Source organism: Thiomonas arsenitoxydans (genome assembly GCF_000253115.1).
Taxonomy (GTDB): domain Bacteria; phylum Pseudomonadota; class Gammaproteobacteria; order Burkholderiales; family Burkholderiaceae_C; genus Thiomonas; species Thiomonas arsenitoxydans.
The window spans coordinates 2,515,356-2,532,471 of record NC_014145.1 but is presented as its reverse complement, the minus strand read 5'-3'; the positions used below and the strand labels follow the sequence as shown (position 1 = coordinate 2,532,471).

The 17,116-nt window shown below is 64.9% G+C and carries 18 protein-coding genes and 1 riboswitch; of the genes, 10 read left to right on the top strand and 8 right to left on the bottom strand.

Translation table 11 applies throughout. The features are described 5' to 3' along the window. Window positions 1-3: 3 nt before the first annotated feature. From THI_RS11805 to THI_RS11785, 5 genes are read right to left on the bottom strand one after another with little or no spacing between them, the layout of a single operon-like run. Entirely contained in the window at window positions 4-1,026 is a 1,023-nt protein-coding gene (locus THI_RS11805; protein WP_013106483.1) for a tyrosine recombinase XerC, read from the bottom strand. Between the two features lie 50 nt (window positions 1,027-1,076). Further along, window positions 1,077-1,748 carry a DUF484 family protein gene (locus THI_RS11800; protein ID WP_013106482.1) on the bottom strand — a complete coding sequence of 224 codons (672 nt, stop codon included), beginning with the start codon at window positions 1,746-1,748 and terminating at the stop codon, window positions 1,077-1,079. 13 nt (window positions 1,749-1,761) lie between these two features. Continuing rightward, window positions 1,762-2,625, bottom strand: a complete 864-nt coding sequence (gene dapF, locus THI_RS11795) for a diaminopimelate epimerase (protein ID WP_013106481.1) — start codon at window positions 2,623-2,625, stop codon at window positions 1,762-1,764. A 3-nt stretch (window positions 2,626-2,628) separates the two neighbouring features. Then, window positions 2,629-3,534: an LpxL/LpxP family acyltransferase gene (locus THI_RS11790; RefSeq protein WP_013106480.1), complete on the bottom strand. Its 906-nt coding sequence runs from the start codon at window positions 3,532-3,534 to the stop codon at window positions 2,629-2,631. Next, entirely contained in the window at window positions 3,531-4,406 is an 876-nt protein-coding gene (locus THI_RS11785) for a lysophospholipid acyltransferase family protein (protein ID WP_013106479.1), read from the bottom strand. The genes THI_RS11790 and THI_RS11785 overlap by 4 nt, the downstream gene beginning before the upstream one ends. Window positions 4,407-4,625: 219 nt before the next feature. Between THI_RS11785 and metK the strand changes: the two genes are divergently transcribed. Continuing rightward, window positions 4,626-5,819 (top strand): methionine adenosyltransferase, encoded by a 1,194-nt coding sequence (metK, locus tag THI_RS11780; protein WP_013106477.1) that lies wholly within the window; start codon window positions 4,626-4,628, stop codon window positions 5,817-5,819. 173 nt (window positions 5,820-5,992) lie between these two features. On the opposite strand, the gene pip is transcribed toward metK, so the two are convergent. Continuing rightward, window positions 5,993-6,940, bottom strand: coding sequence for a prolyl aminopeptidase (gene pip, locus THI_RS11775; protein ID WP_013106476.1), 948 nt, complete (start codon window positions 6,938-6,940; stop codon window positions 5,993-5,995). A 48-nt stretch (window positions 6,941-6,988) separates the two neighbouring features. On the opposite strand from pip, the gene ppnP reads away from it, so the two are divergent. From ppnP to THI_RS11740, 7 genes are all read left to right on the top strand, one after another. Continuing rightward, complete coding sequence (ppnP, locus tag THI_RS11770) at window positions 6,989-7,315, top strand: pyrimidine/purine nucleoside phosphorylase (RefSeq protein ID WP_013106475.1); 327 nt, start codon at window positions 6,989-6,991, stop codon at window positions 7,313-7,315. Window positions 7,316-7,330: 15 nt separating this feature from the next. Then, window positions 7,331-8,671 carry an argininosuccinate synthase gene (gene argG / locus THI_RS11765; RefSeq protein WP_013106474.1) on the top strand — a complete coding sequence of 447 codons (1,341 nt, stop codon included), beginning with the start codon at window positions 7,331-7,333 and terminating at the stop codon, window positions 8,669-8,671. Window positions 8,672-8,765: 94 nt separating this feature from the next. Continuing rightward, window positions 8,766-9,542, top strand: coding sequence for an EAL domain-containing protein (locus THI_RS11760; protein WP_013106473.1), 777 nt, complete (start codon window positions 8,766-8,768; stop codon window positions 9,540-9,542). Window positions 9,543-9,770: 228 nt separating this feature from the next. Further along, entirely contained in the window at window positions 9,771-10,022 is a 252-nt protein-coding gene (locus THI_RS11755; protein WP_013106472.1) for a type II toxin-antitoxin system Phd/YefM family antitoxin, read from the top strand. Then, entirely contained in the window at window positions 10,012-10,455 is a 444-nt protein-coding gene (locus THI_RS11750; protein ID WP_013106471.1) for a putative toxin-antitoxin system toxin component, PIN family, read from the top strand. Before THI_RS11755 ends, THI_RS11750 begins: the two co-directional genes overlap by 11 nt. 136 nt (window positions 10,456-10,591) lie before the next feature. Next, window positions 10,592-11,593 (top strand): magnesium/cobalt transporter CorA, encoded by a 1,002-nt coding sequence (gene corA / locus THI_RS11745; RefSeq protein WP_013106470.1) that lies wholly within the window; start codon window positions 10,592-10,594, stop codon window positions 11,591-11,593. A 61-nt stretch (window positions 11,594-11,654) separates the two neighbouring features. Further along, the gene (locus tag THI_RS11740) at window positions 11,655-12,284 is read left to right on the top strand and encodes a LysE family translocator (protein WP_013106469.1); all 630 of its coding nucleotides are present in this window, start codon (window positions 11,655-11,657) and stop codon (window positions 12,282-12,284) included. A gap of 21 nt (window positions 12,285-12,305) precedes the next feature. Here the strand turns inward: THI_RS11740 and THI_RS11735 are convergent, their stop codons facing one another. Next, the gene (locus THI_RS11735; protein ID WP_013106468.1) at window positions 12,306-13,196 is read right to left on the bottom strand and encodes a DNA ligase; all 891 of its coding nucleotides are present in this window, start codon (window positions 13,194-13,196) and stop codon (window positions 12,306-12,308) included. Window positions 13,197-13,295: 99 nt separating this feature from the next. After that, a riboswitch (S-adenosyl-L-homocysteine riboswitch) is annotated at window positions 13,296-13,415 on the top strand. Between the two features lie 59 nt (window positions 13,416-13,474). On the opposite strand from THI_RS11735, the gene ahcY reads away from it, so the two are divergent. Continuing rightward, the gene (gene ahcY / locus THI_RS11730) at window positions 13,475-14,893 is read left to right on the top strand and encodes an adenosylhomocysteinase (RefSeq protein WP_013106467.1); all 1,419 of its coding nucleotides are present in this window, start codon (window positions 13,475-13,477) and stop codon (window positions 14,891-14,893) included. A 5-nt stretch (window positions 14,894-14,898) separates the two neighbouring features. Then, window positions 14,899-15,750: a methylenetetrahydrofolate reductase [NAD(P)H] gene (metF, locus tag THI_RS11725; RefSeq protein WP_013106466.1), complete on the top strand. Its 852-nt coding sequence runs from the start codon at window positions 14,899-14,901 to the stop codon at window positions 15,748-15,750. Here metF and THI_RS11720 read toward each other — a convergent pair. Then, the gene (locus THI_RS11720; RefSeq protein ID WP_013106465.1) at window positions 15,747-16,979 is read right to left on the bottom strand and encodes an MFS transporter; all 1,233 of its coding nucleotides are present in this window, start codon (window positions 16,977-16,979) and stop codon (window positions 15,747-15,749) included. The two genes, metF and THI_RS11720, sit on opposite strands and share 4 nt — an antisense overlap. Window positions 16,980-17,116 lie beyond the last annotated feature (137 nt).

The window sequence follows — 17,116 nt, the reverse complement described above, 5'->3', positions numbered from 1 at the left end:
GCCTTAGGGTTTTTTGCGCGCCCGGGGATGGGCGGCGTCGTAGACCTTGGCCAAATGTTGGAAGTCCAGGCGGGTGTAGACCTGTGTAGTGGCAATGCTGGAATGGCCCAGCAATTCTTGCACCGCGCGCAAATCGCCGCTGGACTGCAGCACATGCGAGGCGAAGGAGTGGCGCAGCATGTGCGGATGCACGCGGGCATCGAGCCCGGCGGCGCGGGCGTGCTCGCGCAGCTCCAGCCAGACTCGTTGCGGCGTGAGGCGCGCGCCGCGTGCGCCGAGAAACAGCGCGACCTGCGCGTCGGCGTCGGCATCGCAGCGGAGCAGGGCGGGGCGCTGCTCCAGCCATTGCCGCAGCGCCAGCAGGGCGGGGCGGCCGATGGGCACGCTGCGCCGCTTGTTGCCCTTGCCGGTGACGGTGGCTTCGGCGGCGTCCCAGTCGATCCAGCCGCGCGCGGTCTTGCTGGCGCGCACGTCCAGCCCGGTGAGCTCGGAGACGCGCAGCCCGCAGGAATAAAGCAGTTCGGCGATGGCATGCACCCGCGCGCCGCGGGTGGCGAAGGGTTCGGCTTGGTGCGGGCGTCGGTGCGGGTGCGATGCGGGCGTCGATTCTTGCGGGGTGTAAGCCGCCAGCGCCACGGCCTGATCGACCGAAAGTGCCTTGGGCAGCGGCTTGGCGGCCTTGGGCGCACGCACGTCCTGCACCGGATTGGCGGCGACGAAGCCGAGCCGCCCCATCCAGCGGAAAAAGCTGCGCCAGGCCGATAGCCGCGCCGCGATGGCGCGCGGGCTCATGCCGCCGGCGTGAAGCTGCGCGGCCCAGCGGCGGATGTGCAGCGACTCGATTGGCGCTGCGCCCAGCGCTTCGGCGCGCTGCAGCAGGTCATCGAGATCGCGCCGATAGTTGACCAACGTGCCCTCAGCCAGACGGCGTTCGGTTTGCGCGTGTGCGAGATAGTCCGCCGCCAACTGACGCAAGGTCGGGCTATTGAGCGGGCTGCAGGGCAGGAGTGAGCCGGGCGCGGCCATATGAGCAAATTGAGGGGCAAACAGCGGGGCGGAGAACGGCCCAGGCGGGCTCAGTGCGCGAGCAGGCCGACGAGCGCGGCGCTGGCCAACTGGCTGATGAGGTTGAGGAAGTCAGTGCCCATATCGGCGGTGAAACGCTGGCTGTCGGGGGAGGCCAGCACCAGCAGCCCCATGCACATGCTGGTATGCGGGTTTTGCAGCGGAATGAGCGCGAGCGATTGCGCCATTTGCGCGTCCGGCAGCCAGTGCGCGGCCTCGAAGCCGGGGTTGGGGCCGACGAAGGGTGCGGCCAGGCTGGCGGCGAAGGTCTTGGCGTCTTCGCTCACCCCGGTGGCGAAGTCGAGCGCGGCGAACGCTTCGCGCACCGGCCAGAGCTTGAGCGCGGTCATGGGCAGGTCGAAGGCGGACTTGAGGGTGTCTTGCAGCGTTTGCGGCAATTGCTCCGGTGCGCCCTGTTGCGCCAGCATGACATCGCGGGCCCACAACAGCAGCTTGCCAGCCAGGGTTTCGTTGTCCACCGCGTTGCGCATCATCGCGGCCAGGCGATGTTCCAGAGTGCGCATTTTGTCGCGCAGCATTTCCATCTGCCGCTCCTGCAGCGAGACGGCGCGGTTGCCGTGCGGGCTCTGCAATTGCACGGTGGTGAGCAGTTCGGCGTGGCGCTCGAAAAATTCGGGGTTGGCGGCCAGGTAGGCGGCCAGATCGTGTTCGCTCAGTTCCATCGGGTGTTCTCCATCAGGGCAGATCGGGAAGGTCGATCGTGCCGTCAAAAACAAAAGCGGCGGGGCCGGTCATGCGCACGGGCTGGCCTGCTCCCGCCCATGAAATGGTCAGCTCGCCGCCGTGGGTCTGCACGTCCACCGCGCCTTGCAGCCAGCCGTGGCGCAGCCCGGCCACCACGGCGGCGCAGGCGCCAGTGCCGCAGGCCAGGGTTTCGCCCGCGCCGCGCTCCCAGACGCGCAGGCGGATGTGCTGGGCATCGACGATCTGCATGAAACCGGCGTTGACCCGGCGCGGAAAACGAGGGTGATGCTCGATCAGCGGGCCGTGGCTGAGGACGGGCGCGGTGTCCACATCATCCACCCGTTGCACCGCATGCGGGTTGCCCATCGACAGCACACTCACCCAGGCGGTGGCCCCTACGAGGTCCAGCGGCCATTGCTCCCAGCCATCCACCTGCCGCGGCCTCAGGCCGTGGGCCTCGAAAGGCACGCGCGGCAGATCGAAAACCGGCGCGCCCATGTCCACGGTGACGCGGCCGTCGGGCTGCAGCTCGGGTTCGATGAGGCCGGAGAGCGTCTGCACCCGAATGCGTCTTTTGGCGGTGAGCCCCTTGCCGTGCACATAGGCGACGAAGCAACGCGCGCCATTGCCGCATTGCTCCACCTCACCGCCGTCGGCGTTGAAAATGCGATAGCCGAAATCGACTTCGGGCGAGGGTGCGGCTTCGACCAGCAGAATCTGGTCAGCGCCCACGCCAAAGTGCCGGTCGGCCAGCAGGCGCAGTTGCGCCGCGCTGAGGGCCAGCGGGGCGCGGGTGGCGTCGAGCACGACAAAGTCGTTTCCGGCGCCGTGCATTTTGGTGAACGCGACTTGCATGGGTCAGTAAAGAGAGGGCTCGCCTTCGGGGCGGTTCTTGAAGCGCTTGTGCACCCAATGGTATTGCGCGGGCATGGTGCGCACCTGCTCTTCGATGAAACGGTTCATGCGCCGCAGATCGGCGTCGATGTCGGCGGGCTTGCCCCGGGCGTCCAGCGCGGGAAAATCGCCCCAGGCGGGATGCACGGTGATGGCGTAGCCGCGCGCACCGGGCAGGATGCGGGTAACCACGGCGTAGACCCGGGCGTCGGCGGAAGCCGCCAGCCTCGGCGCGACGTCGAGGGTGGCTGCGGGAACGCCGAAAAAGTCGATGAAGCGCGAGCTGCGCAGGCCGAAGTCCATGTCGGGCAGGGTGTAGAACGGCACCCCGGCTTTGAGTTGTCGCAACATGCCCGCCGCGCCGTCATGCCGCGAGACGATGGCGGCGGTGTGAAAGCGGCTGCGCCGCGCCACCACCCAATCGTCGAGTACCTTGTTTTTCTGCGGGGTGTACATGCCCGAAACCGGACGCGGCGCCACCAAGCTGAGCGCCGTCCATCCCGCGTCGAGCCCCTCGAAGTGAAAACCCAGCAGCAGGGTGTTGCGGCTGCCGTTCAGCGCTTCCTCCACCGGGCCTTCGAGATGCAGCAGGCGCTGCAGGCGCTTCGGGCTGGCGTACCAGAGCACGCCGCGTTCGAGAAACGCCCGGGCGACAAAAACGAAATGCTGCCGCGCCACGGCGCGCTGCTGCGCAGCCGTCCAGTCGGGAAAACACAGTTGCAGATTGCGCAGGGTGATGCGCCGACGCGAGCGGGCCAGCGGCCACAGCAGCCAGCCCACCGCCGTGCCCAGCGCAGCGAGCAGCGGGTAGGGCAGCAGATGCAGCAGCCAGACAAGGCCGATGCTCAGACGGGCGAACAGCGACTTCATGACGCGCTTTCCTCGGCGATAGTCGGCGCGGGGGGCGGCGGTGCGCCCGAGGGGGTTTTGTAGCGGTTGTAGGCCCAGAGATATTGCTCGGGACAGCGCCGGATCAAACCTTCCAGCGCACGATTGATCTGCGTGGCGGCGCGTTGCGGATCGGCGTCCAAGGCTTCGGGAAACGGCTCCAGCGTCAGGGTGTAGCCGCGTCCGCCGGGCAGGCGCAGGGCCGAGGCCAGAATGATGCGGGCGTTGCCCAGTTGCACTAGGCGCGCGGGCAGAGTCATGGTGTAGGCCGGGCGGCCGAAAAAGTCGGCCCAGACGCCTTCGCCGCTGCCCGGCGCCTGATCGGGCAACAGACCGACGGACTCCCCCGCGCGCAGGGCGCGCAGCAATTGCCGCACCCCGGCGAGATTGGCCGGGGCGGTGGCCAGATTGTGGCGCTGGCGCGAGGCCAGGGCCAGCGGCAGCAGCACGGCCTTGCGCGGCGGGCGGAACATCACCGTGATCGGGCTCCAGAGCGCGGCCGCCTGCGCCGAGATTTCAAAGCATCCCAGGTGCGGCGTGAGATACAGCACGCCCATGCCCTGGGCGCGAACGGCATCGACATGCTCCTTGCCGATCACCTGCACCCGGTGCACGGGCGCCGTAGCGCCGCGCCGAAACCAGACCACGGGCAATTCGCCGACCATGCGTCCGGCTTGCGCGGCCGCCTTGCGCGCAAGCTGCTCTGGCGCGTAGCCCGCCTGTTGCATGTTGGCGCGCAGACGCTGGCGATACACGCTTGAGGCGGCATAAACCAGCAGGCCGAGCGCCGCCCCGAGCGACTGGAGCAAACCCAGCGGCAAGACAGACAGCCAGCGGAACACGCGAAGCAGCACGATGAAGGATTTCCCTGAGGTGCAAAGGGTGCCATGTTACGAAGCGCCGCTGAACAAAGGGCGCGCATAGAATCCATGACATTGCCACCGAGTTAATGACAACTTGCGGGGTGGCAGGGGCAGGCGACCTTCGGGGCGGCTGCGTAGATGTCCGCTAAAGCGTCGCCGTGCGAGACCCAAACGGTGGCGTCGATCCAACCGTTCAAAGAAAGGTCCGTCATGGCAAACCACTTCCTGTTTACATCCGAGTCCGTTTCCGAAGGTCATCCCGACAAGGTGGCCGATCAGATTTCCGACGCCATTCTCGACGCCAATCTGGCGCAAGACCCGGCCTCCCGCGTTGCCGCCGAAACCCTGGCCAACACTGGCCTGATCGTGCTGGCGGGTGAGATCACCACCACGGCCGTGGTCGATTACATCCAGGTCGCGCGCGATACGCTCAAACGCATCGGTTACGACGACGCCGATTTCGGCATCGACCACAAAAGCTGCGCGGTGCTCGTCGCCTACGACAAGCAAAGCCCCGACATCGCCCAAGGCGTGAACAAGGCGCACGACGACGAACTCGACATCGGCGCCGGCGACCAGGGGCTGATGTTCGGCTACGCCTGCGACGAAACCCCCGAGCTCATGCCCGCGCCGATCTACTACGCGCACCGCCTGGTCGAGCGCCAAAGCCAGTTGCGCCGTGACGGCCGTCTGCCCTGGCTGCGCCCGGATGCCAAGAGCCAGATCACCTTCCGCTACGAAAACGGCTATCCCGTGGCCATCGACACGGTGGTGCTGTCCACCCAGCACGCGCCTGAGATCGCGCTGGCCGATCTGCGCGAAGCGGTCATCGAGCACATCATCAAACCCGTGCTGCCCGCGGAGTTCATGCGCGGCGAGGTGAAGTACCTCATCAACCCGACCGGCCGCTTCGTCGTCGGCGGCCCGCAGGGCGACTGCGGCCTGACGGGGCGCAAGATCATCGTCGATACCTACGGTGGCGCGGCCCCGCATGGCGGCGGCGCCTTCAGCGGCAAAGACCCGACCAAGGTCGACCGTTCGGCCGCCTACGCTGCGCGCCATGTGGCCAAGAACATCGTGGCTGCCGGGTTGGCCAAGAAATGCCTGGTGCAGATTTCCTACGCCATCGGCGTGGCCCAGCCCACCAGCATCATGGTGACGACGCAGGGCACCGGCGTGATCGACGACGCCAAGCTGGAACAACTGGTGCGCCGTCACTTCGATCTGCGTCCGCGCGGCATTATCGAAATGCTCGATCTGCGTCGCCCCATCTATTCCAAGACCGCCGCCTACGGCCACTTCGGCCGCGACGAACCCGAGTTCAGCTGGGAGGCCACCGACAAAGCCGCCAAGCTGCGCGACGACGCCGGACTGGGCGCACTGCGCACCCCAGCCACGGCGTAAGCGCATTTGAAGGAAACCCGCCGGGCCGCCCCAAGGGTTTCCGGCCTCATGAGTGCCCCCAGGGCCGGGCTGCGCCCAGCCCGCCCCCCACGGGGGGCAAGGAAACTTGGGGCGGACCTGCGTTTCCTGGAGAGGGCAGATCGCCGCGCAAGAGGCGATTTCGGGGTGGGCCCTTACCCCGCAAATCGGTCCGTCGCCTCGATCAGACGCGAGAGGACGCCCGGCTCGTTGTAGGCGTGCCCGGCGTCGGGCACGAGCTGAAAGTCGGCTTGCGGCCAGGCGCGGTGCAAGTCCCAGGCGCTGCGTACCGGGGTGCACACGTCGTACCGGCCTTGCACGATGACGCCGGGCACCTCGGCCAGCTTGCCTGCGTCGCGGATCAACTGGCCTTGCTCCATCCAGCCTTCATGCACGAAGTAGTGGTTCTCGATGCGAGCGAAGGCCAGCGAGAACGCATCCTGCGCATGATGTGCGGCGTTGACCGCATCGGGCAGCAGACGGATGGTTTGCCCTTCCCACACGCTCCAGGCGCGGGCGCAGGCCAGTTGCGCTGCCGGGTCGGCGCCCGTCAGCCGTTTGCGATAAGCGCCGATCAGATCGCCGCGCTCCGCTTCGGGAATGGGCGCCAGAAAGCCCTCCCACAGATCAGGAAACAGCCACGACGCACCCTCCTGGTAGAACCACAGCAGCTCCTCCCGCCGCAGGGTGAAGATGCCGCGCAGGATCAGCGCCGACACTCGCGCGGTGTGCGTCTGGGCATAGGCCAGAGCCAGGGTGCTGCCCCACGAGCCGCCGAACACCAGCCAGCGATCCACGCCCAGCAGGGTGCGCAGCCGCTCGATGTCGGCCACCAGATGCCAGGTGGTGTTGTTCTCCAGCGAGGCGTGCGGGGTCGATCGTCCGCAGCCGCGCTGGTCAAACAGCAGCACGCAGTAGCGCTGCGGGTCGAACAGCCGGCGATGATCCGGCGAACAGCCCGAGCCCGGTCCGCCGTGCAGAAAGACGGCAGGCCGACCTTGCGGATTGCCGCAGAGTTCCCAGTAGATCTGGTGACCTTCGCCGGTGTCGAGCACGCCGGTTTTGAAGGGTTCGATGGGTGGGTAATAAGTGCGTAAGTTCATGGGAATGGCAGAATAGCGGGTCTCTTTTCCCCCTGCCCGAACCTATCCATGAGCACCACCCAGATCGGCGGCGTGACCGTCAACACGCAGGCCAATGTGTACTTCGACGGCAAATGCGTCAGCCACGGCATCACCCTGGCTGACGGTACGAAAAAATCAGTCGGTGTCATCCTGCCCGCCACGCTGACCTTCAACACCGGCGCGCCGGAAATCATGGAATGCGTGGCCGGGGCCTGCGAATACAAACTGCCGGGCAGCGACGTTTGGGTGAAATCCGGGGTGGGCGAGCGTTTCAGCGTACCCGGCAATACCCGCTTCGAGATTCGCGTGTCGGAAGGCGAAACCGCCTATCACTACATCTGCCATTTCGGCTAATCGGCGCTCAAACTCATGGCTACCATTTTGCAAAACCTGCCCACCGGGCAAAAAGTCGGCATCGCCTTCTCCGGCGGCCTCGACACTTCCGCCGCCCTGCTGTGGATGAAAAAAAAGGGCGCCCAGCCCTACGCCTACACCGCCAACCTCGGCCAGCCCGACGAGAGCGACTACGACGACATTCCGCGCAAGGCCATGGGCTTTGGCGCTGAAAAGGCCCGCCTGATCGACTGCCGCGTGCAACTGGCGCACGAAGGCATTGCCGCCATCCAGTGCGGCGCGTTTCACATCAGCACCGGCGGCGTCACCTACTTCAACACCACCCCGCTGGGCCGCGCCGTCACCGGCACCATGCTGGTGGCCGCCATGAAAGAAGACGACGTCAACATCTGGGGCGACGGCTCCACCTTCAAAGGCAACGACATCGAGCGCTTCTACCGCTACGGCCTGCTCACCAACCCCGCGCTGAAAATCTACAAACCGTGGCTGGATCAGCGCTTCATCGACGAACTTGGCGGCCGCAAGGAAATGAGCGAGTTTCTCATTGCCAACGGCTTCGATTACAAGATGTCGGTGGAAAAGGCCTACAGCACCGACAGCAATATGCTCGGCGCCACGCACGAAGCCAAAGACCTGGAGCATTTGAGCAGTGGCATCCGCATCGTCAACCCCATCATGGGCGTGGCGTTCTGGAAGCCCGAAGTGGAAGTCAAAGCCGAAGAAGTCACCATTCGTTTCGAGGAAGGCCAGCCGGTCGCCCTCAACGGCCAGACCTTCAGCGACGCGGTTGCGCTCTTCCTCAAAGCCAACGAAATCGGCGGCCGCCACGGCCTGGGCATGAGCGACCAGATCGAGAACCGCATCATCGAAGCCAAGAGCCGCGGCATCTACGAGGCCCCTGGCATGGCGCTGCTGCACATCGCCTACGAGCGCCTGGTTACCGGCATCCACAACGAAGACACCATTGAGCAGTACCGCATGGGCGGCCTCAAGCTCGGCCGCCTGCTGTACCAGGGCCGCTGGTTCGACCCGCAGACGATGATGTTGCGCGAATCCGCCCAGCGCTGGGTGGCCCGCGCCGTCACCGGCGAAGTCACGCTGGAACTGCGCCGCGGCAACGACTACTCCATCCTCAACACCGAGAGCCCCAACCTGACCTACGCGCCCGAGCGCCTGAGCATGGAAAAGGTGGAAGACGCACCGTTCAGCCCGCTGGACCGCATCGGCCAGTTGACCCTGCGCAACCTCGACATCACCGACACCCGCGCCAAGCTCGGCATCTACGCCAAGACCGGGCTGATTTCGCTGGGCGAGGGCGCGAGTATGCTGCGTTTGGAAGGGGAGAAGGGGGAGTGAGGCAGCAGATGCCTGTGTTCTTGGTCATGCATGACTCCTGATCTTCTCTCTCCCCTATCACCATGAGGTTGATTATCCCCCGAGGAGAACTATTTTGAATATCAATTCATTGGCGGCGACGGGCTGCAAGCTGTGTTTCGATTCGCCTCCACTGGATTTTGATTTCACCATGGCGTTTCAGCCCATTGTGGATTCACGCAGCGGAACAATTTTTGCACATGAAGCCTTGGCGCGTGGTTTGCAGGGTGAGCCCGCAAGCACCATCTTTGAGAAGGTGAACGACGATAATCGCTATCGATTCGATCAGACTTGCCGCGTCAAGGCGGTAGCGCTTGCCGCCCGGTTGGGATTGAAAGGCTATCTGAGCATCAATTTTCTTCCGAATGCGGTTTACAAACCTGAGCTCTGTATTCGCGCCACTTTGGCCGCAGCGGAACAGTACAGTTTTCCGCCAGATCGCCTGCTGTTTGAGGTCACCGAGAGCGAGCGTGTTGAAGATGTCGGGCACTTGAAGTCCATCATTAACGACTATAAAAGCAGAGGTTTTCTGACGGCGATTGATGATTTTGGCGCCGGTTTTGCAGGGCTGAATCTGCTTGCCGAATTGCAAACGGATATTGTCAAGCTGGACATGGCATTGGTGCGCAACGTTAACGAAGACCGCATCAAGGCCTCAATTATCCGTGGGGTTATTCAGACCTGCATAGATCTGAATATCCGGGTCATCGCCGAGGGCGTAGAAACGCGAGAGGAATATCTGTGCCTTGAGCGTATGGGAATCAATTTGTTTCAGGGGTTCTATTTTTCTCGACCGGTATTTGAGGGATTGGGACAAATCGACCCGAATTTGTTCAGTCATGCACTGGGTTGATTATTTGTCAGGTTCCGCATGATTTCCGACTGTTTTTGAGAGCAGATCAGCGAGGACTCGGGTTTGGGACGAGGCTAAGCTCGCAGCGGTCCATGCTGGGGCGCAACCCTGATATGCGCGAACAGTGTTTGGGTGAGCGGACGAGCCATTCGCCCCACAGACCGCGCGAATCGAACGAATCGAGCGGTAGAATGGGGCATTCCCGCATTGATCGAAAAGGGGGTGCCTATGCAGACCTACACCGCGAATGAAGCCAAGACGCGCTTCGGCGAATTTCTCGACCGGGTGCAACGTGAGCCCGTGCGCGTCATGCGGCACGACCGCGTCGTGGGGGTGATGGTCAGCGCGCAAGACTTCGAGGCCATGTGCGCCTTCTACGCCAACCGCCTGCAGCACACGCTGGAAAACAGCGCGGCGCTGGCACAGCAGGGCGGGCTGACCGAACAGGCATTGAACGATCTCTTGGCTGATGAAAGTTGAGCGCGATTCGCGGCGTTTCGTGATCGACACCAATGTCTGGATCAGCGCCGCGCTTTCACCGCCGGGTGCGCCCGCGCAAGTGGTGCGCCGCGTTCTGCAGCACGGTCTGGTCGTGCTGACGACGCACACCTTTGCCGAACTTGAGACTCGCTTGTGGAAGCCTAAGTTCGACCCGTATCTGTCCATCGAGGTCCGGCAGCAACTTCTACACGATCTGAGCGCCGCAGCGATTTGGGTGGATGTTCCGCCCGGGCTGGCTGCACAGATGTTCAGCCGCGATCTCGACGATGACGCGTTTATTCACGCCGCCGAGGTGGCGCAAGCCTTATGGCTGGTCACCGGCGACCAAGACCTGTTGGGGGTGAATCCGCCTCCAATCGGGTTGCGCATCCTCACGCCTGCGCAGGCCTTGCAGCATCCCGAGTTTGCTTAGCTGGCAATGTGCTGCATGACGCCGGAAGGACGGGCGGTACTGTCGTTCCAGCATGTCGGCTCGTTCGGCAATGCAAAATCACGCGCATTTGTCCGCTGACGATTCGCCCCATTAGGCCAACGAATGAAACCATCCCATGCCTCTTTCTGACACCCCCAACGCCGAAAACCCCGTTCGCGCCTGTGTGGCCTATGACCGCAGCGGGAGGCGGGTGGGCGATATCGCGCTGGAGGCGATCAGCGACATGCTCGCTTTGTCCGACCGGTTTGTCTGGGTGGGGCTGTATGAGCCGGATGCGGCCTTGCTGGCGCAGATGCAGCACGAGTTTGGCCTGCACCCGCTGGCGGTGGAAGACGCCGCCAAGGCGCACCAGCGCCCCAAGTTGGAGGCCTATGGCGAATCGCTTTTTGTCGTGGCACGCACGGCCTCGCGCAGCGGCGCGCATGTGCGGTTCGGCGAGACGCATGTGTTCATGGGCCGCAACTACATCCTCACCATCCGGCATGGGGATTCGACCGGCTACGCGACGGTGCGTCGCAATGTCGAGCAGACGCCCGCGCTGCTCGCGCAGGGGCCGGGGTATGCGCTGTACGCGGTGCTCGATGCCATCGTCGACGGGTACCTGCCCATCGTCGAGGCCTATCGGGCCGAGCTGGAGGAGCTGGAAGGCGAGATCTTCGCGCGCCAATGGCGGCGCGGCACGCTCAAGCGGCTGTACGCCATGCAGCGCGAACTCACGCGCCTGCGGCTGGCGGTGGCGCCTTTGCAGGATGTGCTGGCGCAGCTTCAGCGCCTGCCGGGCGACGTGATGCCCGAGGCCATGCGGCCTTACTTCCGCGACGTGAACGACCATGCCAACCGGATCAACGATACGGTGGGCGCGCTGCGCGAAATGCTCTCGGCGGCAATGAACGTCTCGGTCTCTCTCGTGACGCTGGAGCAGAACGAGGTGGTCAAGCGGCTGGCCGGCTGGGCCGCGCTGCTGGCCGTGCCCACGCTGCTCACCGGCTGGTTCGGCATGAACTTCCGGCACATGCCGGAGTTGGACTGGCGCTGGTCGTACCCGGCATTGCTCGTCTTCACACTGGGTTTGTGCGGCGGGCTGTACTACTGGCTCAAGCGCTCTCGCTGGTTGTAGCCAGGGTTCGCCCCACCCCAAACCCAAACTATTGCGCCTTTGCCACTAGAGCTTGCCGCCCATGCCCGACATCCACCACTTCGCCTTGTTCCTGCTCTCGGGCCTGCTGCTCAATATGACCCCCGGCGCGGATATGTTGTTCATCGTGTCGCGCAGTGCTGGGCAGGGGGTGAGGGCCGGGACGATGGCGGCGCTGGGGGTTGGGGCGGGTTGTCTGGTGCATGTCACCGCGGCCGCAGTGGGGCTGTCGGCGCTGATTGCCGCGTCGGATCTGGCGTTCAACGTGGTCAAGTGGATGGGAGCGGCCTACCTGGTGTGGCTGGGGGTGGGTCTGCTGCGTGCAAGGACGCAGGCGCCAGCGGTTTCAGCGCCCATGGCCGCCGCACCCTTGCGGGCGGTGTTCTGGCAAGGCGTGCTGACCAATGTGCTCAACCCGAAGATCGTGCTGTTTTTTCTGGCCTTTTTGCCGCAGTTCGTTGGCACTTCGACGCGCGGGCAGGGCTGGGCGTTTCTGTTGCTCGGCGTGGTGTTCACCGTCAATGGCACGCTATTCAATCTGGGCGTGGCCTGGGTGGCGGCGCGGGCGCGCCCTCTGGGGCGCATGCAGCGCCTGGCGCTTTGGGTGCGGCGGCTGACCGGCGTCGTCTTCGTCGGTCTGGGGCTGCGTCTGGCTTTGGCGTCGCGGGTGTAGCGCGGGCCGGTCCAGGCTGTCTCATTCTTTCTCGCGCACGCGAAGGTAGCGCGCAAAACGTGGAAGGCCCGAGGGCGTGAGCGACTGGTAGCGGTAGGTAATCTGGGCGCCGATGGGCGGCGGGTTGCGGCGCAGGGCGTCGCTCAGGCCGGAACCGATGCGAAAGATCTTGCCGTCGGGCATCTGCATGTTCAGGGCGCCGGTCAGCCCCGCATATTTGCCTTTGCCCGGCGTGTAGCCGATGACGGTGGCTTCGGCGTCCTGCCAGGGCTTGAGCTTGAGCAGCACATCCTGACGGCCGGTTTGATACGGCGCATCGGCGCGGTGCAGCATCAGGCCCTCGCCGCCTGCCTTCACGATTTTGTCGAGCTGCTGCTTGAGCGCGGCGGAGTTGGGCACGCGGAACTGCGGCACCATTTGCAGCCAGGGTGCCTGCGCCCGTTCCACCAGCGTGCGCATGCGGGCGATGCGCTCGGTGAAGCTGCCCGGCGCATTGGGCAACTCGAACACCATGTAACGCACCTGCTTCCAGTCGCGGTCGTTGGGCGGGTTGCTGCGAACGATGCCCGAGACCTGGTCGAAGCTTTCGCGGGCGATCCACAGCTCGCCGTCCAGCGGCTGCGAGGGCAGCGCGGCGGTGAACCACGCCGGAGCGGGCACCGGGTTGCCGCTGCGAAAACGCAGCACCCGACCGTCCCAGAAGGCGCGCACGCCGTCGAGTTTTTCGCTCACCCAGTAGGGCGCCGGATCGAGCTGGCTTGAGGCGGTTTCGGCCAGCAACAGAGCCGGGGGTGGCGGGCTGGGCGCTTCGGCCTGCGCCCAGGGCAGATTCGTCAGCAGCACGCCACACAGCAACAGCGGGCGCAGCCCAGCGAGAGTGGGTGCTGGAAAGCGGCGTGGCGAAGGACGCATGGCGTGGGGCAGGGCGAAGGGCGCGCGGGGCTGGAGTGGTCATCTTATGGGCCGTGGCGCGCGCGTGGCAAACCTGCGGCAAACCGATAGAATGCGCAGCTTCCCGAGGAGCGTTGCAACGCACGGGGCGAGTTGTTCGCCGCCGTCGCCAGGCTCGGGTCTTTGATCGCAGGCCGCTACACCTTGCTGGCGGCTTTCCTTCAACGGCGCTCACCCAACCCGTGCCGGGCGCGGGATGCGGTGCGCATCCGTTCCCGGCCACTTTGTTCGGAGTTTGTATGAACGCTGTGGTCGATATGAAAATTTCCCCTGATTATGTAATTGCCGACATCGGCCTGGCCGACTGGGGCCGTCGCGAGATCGCCATTGCCGAGAGCGAGATGCCCGCGCTCATGGCCATCCGCGAGGAATACGCCGCCCGCCAGCCGCTGCGCGGCGCGCGCATCACCGGCAGTCTGCACATGACCATCCAGACGGCCGTGCTGATTGAAACCCTGCAGGCGCTGGGGGCGCAGGTGCGCTGGGCGTCGTGCAATATTTTTTCCACCCAAGACCATGCCGCCGCGGCCATTGCCGCCAACGGCACGCCGGTGTTCGCGGTGAAGGGCGAGTCGCTCGAAGACTATTGGGAATACACCCACCGCATTTTCGAGTGGACCGATGGCGGCTACTCCAACATGATTTTGGACGACGGCGGCGATGCCACCCTGCTGCTGCATCTGGGCGCACGCGCCGAGACCGACGCTGCCGTGCTCAACCATCCCACCAGCGAAGAAGAGCGCGTGCTGTTTGCCGCCATCAAGGCCAAGCTGGCGAGGGACGGCAAGTGGTATTCCACCCGCCTGGCGCAGATCAAGGGTGTGACCGAGGAAACGACGACCGGCGTGCATCGTCTCTACCAGATGCACCAGCGCGGCGAGCTGAAGTTTCCCGCGATCAACGTCAACGACAGCGTGACCAAGAGCAAGTTCGACAACCTCTATGGCTGCCGCGAAAGTCTGGTGGACGGTATCAAGCGCGCCACCGATGTAATGGTCGCCGGCAAGATCGCCGTGGTCGCCGGTTATGGCGACGTGGGCAAGGGCTCAGCACAGGCGCTGCGCGCGCTGTCGGCCCAGGTGTGGGTGACCGAGATCGACCCGATCTGCGCCCTGCAAGCCGCAATGGAAGGCTACCGCGTGGTGACCATGGACTATGCCGCCGACAAGGCCGACATTTTCGTCACCGCCACCGGCAACTATCACGTCATCACCCACGATCACATGGCCCGCATGAAGAACCAGGCCATCGTCTGCAATATCGGTCACTTCGACAACGAGATCGACGTCGCGGGCATCGAGAAGTACCAGTGGGAAGAGATCAAGCCGCAGGTCGATCACATCATCTTCCCGGACGGAAAACGCATCATCCTGCTGGCCAAGGGCCGTCTGGTGAATCTGGGCTGTGGCACCGGCCATCCGAGCTACGTTATGAGCTCCAGCTTCGCCAACCAGACCCTGGCGCAGATCGAGCTGTTCACCAAGACCGGCGAATACCCTGTGGGCGTCTACACCTTGCCCAAGCACCTCGACGAGCATGTCGCGCGTCTGCAGCTCAGCACCCTCAATGTGCAGCTCACCACGCTGAGCGACCAGCAGGCCGCTTACATCAATGTGCCCAAAGACGGTCCGTACAAGCCGGCCCACTACCGGTACTGATGCGCATGGCTTCCGCACAATCGGTTTCTCCTCGGGTCAATCTGAGCTTCGAGTTCTTCCCGCCCAAGACGCCCGAGGGTGCGGACAAACTCCGGGCGGTGCGGCAACGTCTGTACGCACGTCAGCCCGAGTTCTGTTCCGTGACCTTCGGCGCCGGCGGCTCCACGCAGGAAGGCACGCTGCAGACGGTGCGCGACATCCTCGCCGAAGGCGTGGACGCCGCGCCCCATCTGTCGTGCATCGGTGCCAGCCGTGATTCGGTGCGCGGGCATCTGCGCGACTTTCAGGCCGCGGGCGTCAAACGTCTCGTGGCGTTGCGTGGCGACCTGCCTTCGGGCTACGGCATCGGCGGCGAGTTCCACCATGCTCGCGATCTGGTGGCGTTCATCCGCGACGAAATGGGCAGCGCGTTTCACATCGAAGTGGCCGCCTATCCCGAGATGCATCCGCAGGCCAAAAGCCCGCTCGATGATCTGCAGCATTTCGCCGACAAGGTACGCGCCGGGGCGAACTCGGCCATCACGCAGTACTTCTACAGCGCTGCGGCCTATCGCCGTTTTGTCGACGACGTGCGCGCGCTCGGCCTCGACGTGCCCGTGGTGCCGGGCATCATGCCCATCACCAATTCCAGCCAGCTGCTGCGCTTCTCTGAAGTGTGCGGCGCCGAGATTCCACGCTGGATCAGACTGCGCCTGCAGAGCTACGGCGACGACCGCGAGAGTATCCGCGCCTTCGGCCGCGAGGTGGTCAGCAGCCTGTGCGAAGAACTCATCGCCAGCGGCGCGCCAGGGCTGCATTTCTACACCCTGAACCAGGCCGAAGCCACGCTGGCCGTGCTCGACGATCTCGGACGTTAAGCGTTTGAGGTTAAGCCGCGCCGGTTTCCACTGGCGGCGTGCAGCAGCAACGCCGCCAGTGCGAAGCCTGCGCCCGCCAGCGTCACGGCGGGCCAGCCCCCCGCCGTCCACGCATGGCTGGCGACGAATGAACCCACCGAGCCACCGATGAAATACAGCGTCATGTACACGGCGTTGATGCGGCTGCGCGCGGCGGCGTCCAGGGCATAGATGCGGGTCTGGTTGGCGATCTGCGAACCCTGCACCCCGGCGTCGAGCACCAGCACCCCGGCGATCAGCCACCACAGCCCGTGCGTGCCCGGCGCGAACAAGGCCCACGACAGCACGGTGAGCGCCAGCGCGATAAACAGCACGCGGCGCGGCCCGCCCGGCTTGTCGGAATAGCGACCGGAGATCGGCGCCACCGTCGCGCCCATGATGCCCAGAATGCCGAAGGCGCCCACCACCGCCGGGCCGAAGCCATAGGCCGGGCTCTGCAGCAGCGGCGTGAGACCCACCCAGAACACGCTGAAGCTGGCGAAAAACAGCCCGCCGGTGATACCGGCAAAGCGCAGATCGCGATGCAGGGCGAACTGCTTCAGGGTGGAGCCGAGCAGGGCGGCATAGCTCTGGTCTGTGGCGTGGGCATCAACCGGCAGACGCGGCAGCACGCGCCAGAGCATGATCCACATGCCAATGTTCACCAGCGTGGCGAAGGCGAACACCGCTTGCCAGTTCAGCAGCGCCGCAATGCCGCCGGCCAGCACCCGACCCCCCAGAATGCCCACGAGCAGACCGCTCATCACCAGGCCGATGGCCTTGCCGCGCGCCTGCGGCGGCGCGAGGTGCGCCACCATGGGAATGATCTGCTGCGCAATGCTGGATAGCATGCCGATGGCGAACGAGGCGGTGGCGAGCAGCAGCACGCTGGGCGCCAGCGCAGCGCCGATCAGCGCGGGCACGAGCAGCGCGGCCATGATGAGAATCACCCGGTGCCGCGCATGCCGGTCGCCCAGCGGGCCGAGGAACATCAGCCCCGCGGCGTAGCCGATCTGCGTGGCCGAGGGCACGGCCGCCACACCAGCCACGGTGGTGTGAAACTGCCGCGCGAACTGCTCCAGCAGCGGCTGGGCGTAGTAGATATTGGCGACCGACACCCCACAGGCCACCGCCATATAAGCAATGAAGTGGCGCGATAGGGACGGATGTGCGGCGAGTTGGGGGGCGACGACGGAGACGTTTGCAGACATGGTGAATTTTGCGAATACACCATTGTCGCGGCGCATCAAAAAGGCCGCTTGTCGGGGGACTTCACTCCGGCCCGCTCGCCTCTGCGTTTTCTCAAAAACGCCGTGCAAAGACTCAGCCCGGCGGCGGGTGCGAGTCT

Excerpts from the sequence above, each read along its gene's own strand:
- metK (WP_013106477.1), top strand. The coding sequence starts at position 4,626 with ATGGCAAACCACTTCCTGTTTACATCCGAGTCCGTTTCCGAAGGTCAT.
- THI_RS11805 (WP_013106483.1), bottom strand. The coding sequence starts at position 1,026 with ATGGCCGCGCCCGGCTCACTCCTGCCCTGCAGCCCGCTCAATAGCCCG.
- THI_RS11750 (WP_013106471.1), top strand. The coding sequence starts at position 10,012 with ATGAAAGTTGAGCGCGATTCGCGGCGTTTCGTGATCGACACCAATGTC.
- pip (WP_013106476.1), bottom strand. The coding sequence starts at position 6,940 with ATGAACTTACGCACTTATTACCCACCCATCGAACCCTTCAAAACCGGC.
- THI_RS11735 (WP_013106468.1), bottom strand. The coding sequence starts at position 13,196 with ATGCGTCCTTCGCCACGCCGCTTTCCAGCACCCACTCTCGCTGGGCTG.
- THI_RS11790 (WP_013106480.1), bottom strand. The coding sequence starts at position 3,534 with ATGAAGTCGCTGTTCGCCCGTCTGAGCATCGGCCTTGTCTGGCTGCTG.
- THI_RS11720 (WP_013106465.1), bottom strand. The coding sequence starts at position 16,979 with ATGTCTGCAAACGTCTCCGTCGTCGCCCCCCAACTCGCCGCACATCCG.
- argG (WP_013106474.1), top strand. The coding sequence starts at position 7,331 with ATGGCTACCATTTTGCAAAACCTGCCCACCGGGCAAAAAGTCGGCATC.
- THI_RS11740 (WP_013106469.1), top strand. The coding sequence starts at position 11,655 with ATGCCCGACATCCACCACTTCGCCTTGTTCCTGCTCTCGGGCCTGCTG.
- THI_RS11800 (WP_013106482.1), bottom strand. The coding sequence starts at position 1,748 with ATGGAACTGAGCGAACACGATCTGGCCGCCTACCTGGCCGCCAACCCC.
- ppnP (WP_013106475.1), top strand. The coding sequence starts at position 6,989 with ATGAGCACCACCCAGATCGGCGGCGTGACCGTCAACACGCAGGCCAAT.
- metF (WP_013106466.1), top strand. The coding sequence starts at position 14,899 with ATGGCTTCCGCACAATCGGTTTCTCCTCGGGTCAATCTGAGCTTCGAG.
- dapF (WP_013106481.1), bottom strand. The coding sequence starts at position 2,625 with ATGCAAGTCGCGTTCACCAAAATGCACGGCGCCGGAAACGACTTTGTC.
- corA (WP_013106470.1), top strand. The coding sequence starts at position 10,592 with ATGCCTCTTTCTGACACCCCCAACGCCGAAAACCCCGTTCGCGCCTGT.
- THI_RS11755 (WP_013106472.1), top strand. The coding sequence starts at position 9,771 with ATGCAGACCTACACCGCGAATGAAGCCAAGACGCGCTTCGGCGAATTT.
- ahcY (WP_013106467.1), top strand. The coding sequence starts at position 13,475 with ATGAACGCTGTGGTCGATATGAAAATTTCCCCTGATTATGTAATTGCC.